The organism is Halomonas sp. 328, from assembly GCF_015645095.1.
Classification (GTDB): domain Bacteria; phylum Pseudomonadota; class Gammaproteobacteria; order Pseudomonadales; family Halomonadaceae; genus Bisbaumannia.
The window spans coordinates 1-8094 of sequence record NZ_JADOTW010000057.1 but is presented as its reverse complement, the minus strand read 5'-3'; the positions used below and the strand labels follow the sequence as shown (position 1 = coordinate 8094).

Below are 8094 nucleotides of genomic sequence, written 5' to 3'. Positions count from 1 at the left end.
TGCTGGTGGCAAGCGCAGCCGACAAGCCATGGGGTCATAACGCGCGATTCGGTACCTTCGTGAATAAGGCGGGATTACTGGAAGACGCCAGGGCACCGCGTGCGGCAGAGGCGGCATAGGCCGTCTGCATGGTCGTCTTGCTATGCCCCAGCGCCACGTGGCCCAGCTCATGGCCCAGGACACCTTCGACCTCATTGTCGGTCATCATGTCCATCAGGCCGCTATAGACGCGCACACAACCATTGGCCATGGCCCAGGCATTGGGCTCATCGATCAGGTAGACCTTGTAGTCGACCGGAATGCCATCGATTTGGTCGCCGAGGTTGCTGGCAATGCTTGCCAGGCGCTGGCCATAGACCGAGTCGGGGCTGGCGATCCGAGCCTCGGCGTCCATCTGTGCACAGGCCTGATCCGACATGCTCCTGACTTCCTCGTCACTCAGGGTGGCGGCCTGCATGGAGGTCATGCCGGCCTGCAGCATGGCATCGGTCGAAAGGGTTTCACAACCGGCGAGAAAGGTGGTGCTGCACAGGGCAGCGGCGGTAAGAGTCGTGCGGAAGCGCATGGCCATCGTCCTTGTTGATGATTGTCTATATCTCCCTGCCAGCCAGTACGGCTGGCGACGGCGATACCGTCTCCGGCACGGCCTGCCATATCGAGAATGGTGTCTCGGGAATCCCCCCGATCGCTAGAGCAGGCGCGCCGAACGGGCCATAGAGTGATGGACTCGGTCTTAAAGCGCAGCATTCTAATTTAATGTAATTTCGGGTAATGGCTCACCCCTCAGGCACCGTGATAGCCGTCTTCCTCGGGGTTTTCATGGGCGCCCTTGGGTAGCTCGCCGACCCACTGCATGGCGGCGGCGTAGTCGTGGCTGGGGAAGGTACGGATCTCCATGGCCTTGAACAGCCGGTCCTCCAGGTGGGCGATATGCTTGATCCACTCCTTGTCGGTGATCACGGCGGCGCGGTGGTAGCGCTTGAGGTCACCGAGCTGGGTCAGGCCATAGCCGATGTCCTTGAGCAGGGCGGTCAGGGTCATCCAGCGCATGTCATCGAGCTCGGCCAGCATGCTGATCCTGGGGTGACTGCGCTTGGCGGTCTCGATGGCATCGATGGCCTGCTGCAGCTCCGAGGCGGTGACCACACCGCCGATCTTGATGGCCACGACATGCTCCGCCGGGTGGGAAATAAATTCCAACATGGAGGCTCTCCTTGGGTCGTACGGGCTCGCTCGCTTTCAGCATAGCCGGTCGTGACCGACTCCCGGGGCGAACGTGCCTTCCCTGGCGCGATGCCAACCTCAATCGATGATCCGATAGAGCTCCCAACGGGTGGAGCCGCTGACCACCAGCGGCTCGATCGCCTTGCCCCATGCTCGGTGATCCTCGCGCTGAGCGAGCTTTTCCCACTGGGCGCTGAGTTCGGCCATGTCCGCTACCCGCAGGTCCACGACGACCAACGACTCCAGGGCACCGACGCTGCCGGTGGTGATGGTGTAGTCGGTCTGGCCGAGCTCCCGGCCGATGGTGGCCCACCACTCCCGGGTCTTGTCGATCAACTCCTGCTTGTGCCCGAAGCGGGCCTGGCAATACCAACGTGCCACGATCATGACGTTGTCCTCCCCTTGGCCTGGATTGCCGGGGCAGGCCAAGCCCACGCCCCGGCTTGGCCAGGACGCGGGACGCAGCGATAGGGTTCCCGGGGAGGAGGAATCAGCCGATGGCGTCGAGGGAGCTGGCCGCGGCGGGTATCACCAGGCCGGCCTCGAGGAGGCCGCCCAGCAGGGTCTGCAGGTCGCGGGTGAGGGGTGCGCGGGGCTGGGCAAAGTGCTCGGCCAGGCAGTCGGTGAGTTCGTCGAGGGTAAGCGCTTCCTCGGCCAGCAGGGCCCAGACGGCGTGGCCGGTGGCGTTGAGGCGATGGATGGCACCGCTGGGGCGGTGGATCAGGAAGAGCTCGTCGCCCAGCGGATGGGCGCTGGCATTCGGCGAGGCGCGCCAACACCCGGCCCCCTGGAGAGCGACGCCATGGCATGGCGTCATACGCGCCGTCTCGGCCATCGAAGTGGTCTCGCCCGCCTCGGGGGTCCTAAGCACCCTGGCCAGCTCGCGGGCCGCGGCCAGGGGCTCGGAATAGCGCAGCAGCAGGCAGGGCAGCCGCTCCATCAGCGGAACCAGCCGCGGCATCAGCGCCTCGTGGGTGAGGTCATAGGCGAAGTTCTGGGTCAGCAACTGGACCAGCCCCTCCCCGGGGGCGAGCCGGACCACCTCGGGGGCAGTGAGTCCGGCGTCCCGTTCCAGCAGGACGATGGCCCCCAGCGGGCGGGTCTCGCCATGGGCGGCCCGCTCCTCGGCCTCGGGGATCACATAGCGGTAGTGGGCATCCTCGGGACCAGCCTGACGGTGGATATAGTCCACCAGCTCGGGGGGCAGGATCTCGGGCAGGGGCAGGCGCAGTCGTGGGGCGATGCCCAGGGCCATGCCCTCGCCGGCGGGCGTCAGGCCCAGGACGTCGTCGCCGAAGACCCGATAGCCCGCGGCGGCGAAGGCCACGCTCAGGGTGCTCTTGCCGGCCCGGTGGGCCTCGGGAAAGATCACCAGTCGCCCCTCGATCTCCACGCTGCCGCAATGCAGGCCGAGCAGGTGGGGATCGCTGGCCAGGGCCTCGCCGGCGAGGTCGGCGATCAGGCTGCAGACCGCCGCCATCACCGTGGGCAGGTCGAGCCCCGTGGGCAGTTCCGGGGCGTACTGGCGATAGCCGTCGCCGCAGCGATAGAGACGAATCGCCGGGGCACTGCCCCGGGCCGGGCGGGCGGCGATGGGCCAGCCCGGCAGGGCCGTGGCCAGGGCCCGGGCCACCTCGGGGGCGTTCACCAGGCGCAGGCAGCACCCCAGGCCGGGCAGCGAAAGATCCTGGGCCGCCATTACCAGCGTCCGGGCGGGCCGAAGATCAGATCCTCCACCAGCCGCGCCGGGTCATCGCGATAGTCCTCGACCCGCCGGTAGACATGGCGGTCATAGCGCTCGTCGCGTCCCCAGTAGCGGCGATCCTCGTAGCGCCGGTCGCGCTTGCCGCGACGCTGGCCATGATAGCGGCTGGGCCGTGAATAGCTGGGCCGTGAATAGCTGGGACGGGAATAACTGGGGCGCGAATAGCGGGGGCGGCTGGGCCGCGAGCGGCGGCGCCCCCGCCCGTCCCAGGCCTGGGCCTGGCCGAGGCTGAACAGGGTGGGCGCCACATAGGCGCCGGTGAGTCCCAGGCCCAGGGTGGCCAGCAGCTTGCGACGCTGCCGGCGCTTGGCCTGGTCGCCGGATGGGGTGGAGTCTGGGGCCGTCATGGGGGCTTCCTCCCGGGTTATCGAACACCGTTCAGACTACCCCTGGCCCGCCGCTAGCCTCCAGTACCGAACGCCCCTTGCCGATTTATTCCTCGGGTGTTGCCCACCGGCGACGGTCCGGCTAGACCGCCAGGGCGGCGAGATCCTCCGGCACGCGCTCGGCCTCCTCGCCGCCCAGCACCAGGCGCTGGTCGCAGACCCGCTCGATCAAGGCCGGGTCGTGGCTGACCAGCATCACCGCGCAGTGGCGTTCCCGGGCCAGCTCCACCAGCAGGGCCAGGGTATCGCGCTGGGTGATGGGATCGAGCCGCGAGGTGGGCTCGTCGGCGAACAGGAAGCGCGGCTCCATCAGCAGGACCCGCAGGATGGCGAAGCGCTGCAGCTCGCCGCCGGAGATCTCGCCGGGGCGGCGCGCCAGCAGGGCCGGATCCAGGCCCAGGCGCGCCATCAGCGGGGCGATGGCGTCGCGATCCAGGCGATGGCGACGCACCAGATCCTCCAAGAGCCGGGCCAGGGTCCAGTGGGGCGAGAAGGCCGCCGGCGGGTCCTGGTAGAGCTTCTGGAAGGCCAGGCGCTGGCCCGGGGCGCGCCAGATCTCACCGCAGTCCCGCTCGGCCAGGCCCAGCAACAGGTCGCCCAGGGTGCTCTTGCCACAGCCCGAGGGACCCACTACGCCGACGATCTCGCCGGGTCGCAGGCTCAGGTCCAGGTCGCAAAACAGCTCGCGACCACCGCGCCACTTGGCCAGCCCTCGGGCCTCGACGACGGGCTCCTCGGCCGTGGCGGGGGGCGGCGGAGGCGCCGGCCAGCGGGCCGGTTCGGCATCCAGCAGCTGCCGGGTGTAGTCGCTGCGCGGCGCGCTCAGCAGTTGCTCGGCGGGGCCGCGCTCCACTACCCGGCCCTGGCGCAGGACGATCACCTCGCCGCCCAGGCGTCGGGCCACCTCGATATCGTGGGTGATGGTCAACAGGGCCCCACCCCGCTCCGGGGTGCCGGCCAGCAACTTGACCACGGCATCGCGCCGCGGGGCGTCGAGGCCCTTGGTGGGCTCGTCGGCGATCACGATGGGGGCACCGCCGGCGCTGGCCGCGGCGAAGGCGACCCGCTGGGCCATGCCCCCGGAGAGTTCACCGGGCAGCCGAGCCTCGGCGCCTGCCAGACCCAGCCCGGCCAGGTCGTGAAGGGCCGCCTCGCGGGCCCGGCGGCGCCCCAGACCACGCAAATAACGGTGGCTCTCCGCCACCTGGGCGCCGGCGCGCATGGTGGGGTCCAGGGCGTGCCAGGGCTCCTGGGGCAGCAGTGCCAGGCGCCGCCCCCAGAGGGCGCGTCGTGCGGCCCCCTCAGCGGCGGCGAAGCCGTCACCCTCGATAGTGAGCTCGCCCCGGGCGCTCAGCCCCTTGGGCAGGGTGCCCATGATGGCCTGGGCGATCAGGCTCTTGCCGGAGCCGGTCTCGCCCAGCAGGGTGAGGCGGCCGCCGCGGGCCAGGGAGAAGTCGACGGGGGCGATGGTCACCCCCTCGCCACGAATGGTCAGCGCGCTGACCTCCAGCAGGGAATCGCTCATCTCGGGTCCTTTCCGGCCAGCAGGTTAAGGCTCAGTACCAGCAGGCAGAGCGCCAGGATCGGCTGGGCCATGGCCCAGGGCGCCTCATGGTAGTAGGGCAACAGCTCGGTCATCATCAGCCCCAGCTCGGCGGTGGGCGGGCGCAGGCCGACGCTGACGAAGCCCAGGGCGGCCATGGCCAGGATGGCGCTGGCGGCACCGAAGGCGGCCAGGGTCAGCACCTGGGGGGCCAGCTCCGGCCACAGATGGCGGCGGAACAGGTAGCCGGGGCCGAAGCCCAGCAGCCGGCTGGCCTGAAGCTGCGGCGAGGCCACCAGCACCCGGGTGCGGGCGCGCACCACCCGGAAGTACTCGATCCACAACACCAGGGCGATGCCCACGTAGAGGGCCCAGAAGTTGCCGGGGGCGATGGCTACCAGCAGCAGCACCAGCAGCAGCCCCGGCAGGGCCAGGCAGGCATCGGCCAGGCTACCCAGCACCCGGTCGACCCAGCCACCCCGCCAGCCGGCGATCACCCCCAGCAGGATGCCCGGCACGGCGGCACTGATCACGCTGAGCAGCGCCATGCCCAGCGACAGGCGCAGGGCGGCGGCGGTGCGCGCCAGCAAGTCGCGGCCCAGGTGATCGGTGCCCAGGGGCGCGACCAGCGACGGCAGCTCGAGGATGCGGACGAGCTGCTGCCGGGCCGGGTCGGCGTCATGCAGCCAGGGGGTCAGCCAGGCGATGGCCAGCAGCAGTCCCAGCAGGCCGAGGCCCAGGCGCTGGCGGGTGGCGAGGCGGCGCCGCCCGGCGCGGCCCGCGGTAAACAGCGTCGTCGCACTCATGACTGGCGCCTCCTCGGGTCGAGGCCATGGCAGAGCAGGTCCACCCCGGTGTTGAGGGCCACGAACATCAGCCCCATCACCAGGGCGGTGCCCTGGATCATCGGCACGTCCCGGGCGACGATGGCATGCACCAGGGCATGGCCGATGCCGGGCCAGGCGAACAGGGTCTCCACCACCACCACGCCCTCGATCAGGTAGACGAACTGCACCCCCAGGTAGGCGACGATGGGCACCGCGGCGTTGCGCAGGCCATGGCGCAGGAAGCTGAGGCGCTCGCCCAGCCCCTTGGTGCGCGAGAAGGCGTAGTAGGCGGAGCCGGAGACCTCGACCATGGCGTTGCGGGCCACCCGGCTGGAGACCGCGGCCAGCGCCAGGGCCAGGGTCAGCGCCGGCAGCACGAAATGGGCGGTGCGGCCATGGCCGGCGGCGGGCAACCAGCCCAGGCTCACCGAGAAGAGCAGGATCAGCAGCAGCCCCAGGGCGAAGGGCGGCAACGCCCTCAGCAGGCTGGCCAGCCCCTCGCTGACACGGTCCCACCAGCCGCCGGGGCGCAGCCCCGCGGCCAGGCCCAGGGGCGGACCCAGCAGCAGCGACAGCAGCACCGCCACCATCGCCAGCCCCAGGGAGTGGCCGAGCTGGTGGCTCAGCTCATGGATCACTGGCTCGCCGCTGACCAGGGAATTCCCCAGGTCGAGGCGCAGCAGGTCGCCCAGCCAGTGCAGGTAGGCCAGCAACGCCGGCTGGTCGAGGGCCAGCTCGGCGCGTACCGCCTCGGCGGCGGCGCTGTTGACCATGTCGTGACCGTAGCGCCCGGCGGCGATGCGATAGGCCATGTCGCCGGGCAGGGTGCGGGTCAGCACGAAGGTCAGGGTACCCACCAGCCAGGCCACCAGGCCGGCCTGGAACAGGCGCGGCAACAGCACCCGGCCCAGGCCGCCGGCCAGGGCCGGGAAGCGCCGGGAGCTTATGGCGTCCACGAGAGTTCCTCCAGGCGATAGCTGCGTTCCAGCGGGTCGATGGAGAAGCCTTCCAGTGCGGCATTCACCGCCGCGGTCTGCTGGTACCAGGCCACCGGAATCACCGGCATGACCTCGTTCAGGCGCGTGGCCACCCGGCCGGCCAGTTCGTCCCGGGTCGCCGGGTCGGCCTCATGGCGCAGGGTCTCGAGCCAGGCCGAGACATCGGCATCCCACCAGTTCATGGCGCCCCAGTCGCCGCCCGGGTTCTGGGCATCGCCACCGAAGTCGTCCAGGACGGTGCCCAGGGGGTCGGGCACCAGGCCATAGTTGCGCGCCGCCAGGCCCAGCTCCAGGCTGCCGTCCCGGTGGCCGGAGGGAATGGCGCTGGCGTTGGTCACCGCCACCTCGAGTTCCACCCCCAGGTCGCGCCACTGATCCTGCAGGGCGGTGGCCACCAGTGGCAGCTCGGGACGGTCGGCGAAGGTGGTCAGGGTCAGGCGCAGGGGCTCGCCGTCGCGCACCCGCGGCCCCTGGCCATTGGCCTCCCAGCCCAGGGCTTCGAGCAGCCCCCGGGCCGCGGCCAGGTCGCCACTGGCGTCGTCGTCCACCCCCAGGTGCCAGGGCCCGAGGCTCGCCGGGAAGAGCTCCGCGGCGGCGGCGTCCGGGTCGCGCAGCAGGCCGGCGGCGATACCGCGGCGATCGATGGCCTGGCTCAGGGCGCGACGGGCCTCCTCGTCGGCCAGGAAGGGGTGGCCGGCGTTGACCTTGAGCACGATGGTGCGCGGCAGCGGCTCGGCGTGCAGGCTGAGGCGATCCTGGCGGGCCAGGCGCCCGCGGCTGGCGGGATCCAGGGTGAAGACGATATCGGCGTCGCCGCTCTCGGCCATCAGGGCGCGGGTCTCGCCGCGCCCCACCGCCAGGTAGCTGACGCTCTCGATGGCCGGGGTCGCGCCCCAGTAGTCGGCGAAGCGCTCGGCGCTGAGGCGCTGGGGCGGCGCCAGCTCCGTCAGCCGATAGGGCCCGGTGGCGATCATCGCCGTGACCCGGCCGTCTTCCGCGTAGGCGGCGGGGGCCAGGATCTGGGTGGTGGAGTGGGCAAGCAGCGCCGGCAGCGGTGCGAAGGGCGCCTCCAGACTGATCACCACGGCATCGCCATCGGCCTCGATGGCGGCGATCGGCGCCGAGCTCAGCATGCCCGGCTTGACCCAGGCGTGGCGCAGGCTGCTGGCCACCGCTTCGGCGGTCAGCGGCGAGCCGTCATGGAAGACGACGCCCTCACGTAGGGCGAAACGCCAGCTAAGGCCCGCCTCGTCGACCATCCAGTCGCTGGCCAGCCCTGGCGCCTGGCGTCCCTCGGCGTCCACCTCCACCAGGGTCTCGGCGATGCCCATGCGGGCGAAAATGTACCCCG

Annotated in this window: 9 protein-coding genes; all 9 read right to left on the bottom strand. The window is 70.8% G+C overall.

Going from position 1 to position 8094, the window contains the following annotated elements; all coding sequences use genetic code 11:
* Positions 1-34: 34 nt before the first annotated feature.
* Positions 35-565 carry a M48 family metalloprotease gene (locus IHD13_RS17735; RefSeq protein ID WP_195862362.1) on the bottom strand — a complete coding sequence of 177 codons (531 nt, stop codon included), beginning with the start codon at positions 563-565 and terminating at the stop codon, positions 35-37.
* Positions 566-783: 218 nt separating this feature from the next.
* Positions 784-1203: an STAS/SEC14 domain-containing protein gene (locus IHD13_RS17730; RefSeq protein ID WP_195862361.1), complete on the bottom strand. Its 420-nt coding sequence runs from the start codon at positions 1201-1203 to the stop codon at positions 784-786.
* Positions 1204-1302: 99 nt separating this feature from the next.
* Positions 1303-1611 (bottom strand): hypothetical protein, encoded by a 309-nt coding sequence (locus IHD13_RS17725; RefSeq protein WP_195862360.1) that lies wholly within the window; start codon positions 1609-1611, stop codon positions 1303-1305.
* A 103-nt stretch (positions 1612-1714) separates the two neighbouring features.
* Positions 1715-2923: a PqqD family protein gene (locus tag IHD13_RS18510; RefSeq protein ID WP_195862359.1), complete on the bottom strand. Its 1209-nt coding sequence runs from the start codon at positions 2921-2923 to the stop codon at positions 1715-1717.
* Complete coding sequence (locus tag IHD13_RS17715; protein ID WP_195862358.1) at positions 2923-3336, bottom strand: hypothetical protein; 414 nt, start codon at positions 3334-3336, stop codon at positions 2923-2925. Before IHD13_RS17715 ends, IHD13_RS18510 begins: the two co-directional genes overlap by 1 nt.
* Positions 3337-3457: 121 nt before the next feature.
* Positions 3458-4900: an ABC transporter ATP-binding protein gene (locus IHD13_RS17710; RefSeq protein ID WP_195862357.1), complete on the bottom strand. Its 1443-nt coding sequence runs from the start codon at positions 4898-4900 to the stop codon at positions 3458-3460.
* Complete coding sequence (locus IHD13_RS17705; RefSeq protein WP_195862356.1) at positions 4897-5724, bottom strand: ABC transporter permease; 828 nt, start codon at positions 5722-5724, stop codon at positions 4897-4899. The genes IHD13_RS17710 and IHD13_RS17705 overlap by 4 nt, the downstream gene beginning before the upstream one ends.
* Positions 5721-6701 (bottom strand): ABC transporter permease, encoded by a 981-nt coding sequence (locus tag IHD13_RS17700; RefSeq protein WP_326838388.1) that lies wholly within the window; start codon positions 6699-6701, stop codon positions 5721-5723. Before IHD13_RS17700 ends, IHD13_RS17705 begins: the two co-directional genes overlap by 4 nt.
* Positions 6689-8094 (bottom strand): ABC transporter substrate-binding protein (locus IHD13_RS17695; RefSeq protein ID WP_230086404.1); only part of this gene is annotated, 1406 nt, incomplete at its 5' end. The genes IHD13_RS17700 and IHD13_RS17695, both read right to left, overlap by 13 nt.

Excerpts from the sequence above, each read along its gene's own strand:
- IHD13_RS17735 (WP_195862362.1), bottom strand. The coding sequence starts at position 565 with ATGCGCTTCCGCACGACTCTTACCGCCGCTGCCCTGTGCAGCACCACC.
- IHD13_RS17725 (WP_195862360.1), bottom strand. The coding sequence starts at position 1,611 with ATGATCGTGGCACGTTGGTATTGCCAGGCCCGCTTCGGGCACAAGCAG.
- IHD13_RS17705 (WP_195862356.1), bottom strand. The coding sequence starts at position 5,724 with ATGAGTGCGACGACGCTGTTTACCGCGGGCCGCGCCGGGCGGCGCCGC.
- IHD13_RS17710 (WP_195862357.1), bottom strand. The coding sequence starts at position 4,900 with ATGAGCGATTCCCTGCTGGAGGTCAGCGCGCTGACCATTCGTGGCGAG.
- IHD13_RS18510 (WP_195862359.1), bottom strand. The coding sequence starts at position 2,923 with ATGGCGGCCCAGGATCTTTCGCTGCCCGGCCTGGGGTGCTGCCTGCGC.
- IHD13_RS17730 (WP_195862361.1), bottom strand. The coding sequence starts at position 1,203 with ATGTTGGAATTTATTTCCCACCCGGCGGAGCATGTCGTGGCCATCAAG.
- IHD13_RS17715 (WP_195862358.1), bottom strand. The coding sequence starts at position 3,336 with ATGACGGCCCCAGACTCCACCCCATCCGGCGACCAGGCCAAGCGCCGG.